General features: G+C 72.2%; 2 protein-coding genes. Both read right to left on the bottom strand.

The features are described from left to right. Positions 1-36: 36 nt before the first annotated feature. On the bottom strand, positions 37-951 hold the full coding sequence (locus I53_RS16940) for a polysaccharide deacetylase family protein (protein WP_043352701.1): 915 nt from the start codon (positions 949-951) through the stop codon (positions 37-39). Next, a partial coding sequence (locus tag I53_RS16935; protein ID WP_043352699.1) for an ABC transporter ATP-binding protein occupies positions 951-1,632 on the bottom strand: 682 nt, incomplete at its 5' end. The genes I53_RS16935 and I53_RS16940, both read right to left, overlap by 1 nt.

Genomic DNA, 1,632 nt, shown 5'->3' with positions numbered 1-1,632 from the left:
TCGGAAGGGGCGGCACGGCGGTCCTCGGGTCGCTGCTCAGGATTCGTCGCCGGTGGCGCGGTACCAGTCGAGGATCTCGCCCCCCTGCATGAACACCGCGTCGCTGCGCGCCAGGATCGCGTCGAGCAGTCGCTCCAGCAGACCGATCCGGTGCGGGACGCCGGTGATGTAGGGGTGGATCGCGAAGCCCATCACCTTGGCGCCGCCGAGGGGACCGGGACCCGCCGCCTCGGCGGCGAGGCGGTCGAGGTTGGCGAGCGCCCGCTCCACGAACTCGTCGGCCCGGTGATGCTGGATGGCGAGCAACGGGATGTCGTTCAGCTCCACCGAGTAGGGCAGCGCCACGAGGGACCCCGTGCGCGTCGCCACCCGACAGGGCCGATCGTCGACCACGAAGTCGCCGACATAGTCGATGCCGGCCGCGTGCAGGTGGTCGGGCGTGTCGAGGGTTTCGGTGAGGCCCGGCCCCAGCCAGCCGCGCGGCGGACGCCCCGTGGTCGCGGTGATCGCCGCGATGGTGCGAGAGATCATCTCCGGCTGGTCCTCGACCCGGTGGGTCGGAACCTGATGGAAGCCGTGGGCCATGAATTCCCAGCCGGCCGCATGGGCGGCCTCGGCGATGCGGGGATAGGCCGTGCAGACCGAGCCGTTGATCGACAGGGTCGGGCGGATGCCGCGGCTGGAAAAAGCCTCGAGGAAGCGCCAGAAGCCGACCCGCATCCCGTACTCGTGCCACGCCCAGTTCGGGATGTCCGGGAGCAGGCTCGCGGCGGTCGGCGGCACCAGGATCTGGCGCGGCATCGGATGGTCGATCAACCAGTGCTCGACATTGACCACCGGCCAGACGGCGACGTGCTTGCCCCCGGGCAGGGTCAGGCGCGGCCGGTCCACGGCGGCGCGGTAGGCGAGCCGGATCTCGGGCCGGCGGGGGTCGTCGGGGGCGGTGTCCATCAAGCGGCGGCCCGCGGGGCGTGATGGCTGTGGAGCTGGGCCGCGAGCATCCGGCGCAGGTCGTTGAAGGCCGGGCTCGACACGTCGCGCCGCCGCGGCAGCTCGACCGGATGGATCGCCTCGATCCGGCCGGGGCCGGGCGACATCATCACGATGCGGTCGGCGAGAAAAATCGCCTCCTCGATGGCGTGGGTGACGAACAGGATCGTCAGCCCCGTCCGCGACCAGAGATCGAGCAGCTCGTCCTGCAGCCGCTCGCGGGTCATGGCGTCGAGCGCCCCGAAGGGCTCGTCCATCAGCACGACCTCGGCCTCGTTGGCGAGCACCCGCGCGATGGCGACCCGCTGCTTCATCCCCCCCGAGAGCTGGTGCGGGTAGGCGTCGGCGAAGGCCTGGAGGCCGACCAGGGCGATGTAGCGCTCGGCGGTGTCGCGCACCTCGGCGGCGGGCCGCCCGCGGGCCTTCGGGCCGAAGCCGATATTGTCCCGCACGGTGAGCCACGGGAACAGGCCGTAATCCTGGAAGACCATGCCGCGGCTCGGCCCCGGCCCGGCGATCGGCTTGCCCCACATCAGGGCCTCCCCGGCGGTCGGGGCCTCGAAGCCGGCGGCGATCCGCAGCAGGGTCGACTTCCCGCAGCCCGAGGCGCCGAGCAGGCAGAAGAGCTCGCCGCGCGCCACG

The organism is Methylobacterium sp. B1 (assembly GCF_000333255.1).
GTDB classification, from domain to species: domain Bacteria; phylum Pseudomonadota; class Alphaproteobacteria; order Rhizobiales; family Beijerinckiaceae; genus Methylobacterium; species Methylobacterium fujisawaense.
The sequence above is the reverse complement of the archived record's forward strand: the minus strand, read 5'-3'. Positions and strand labels throughout refer to the sequence as shown.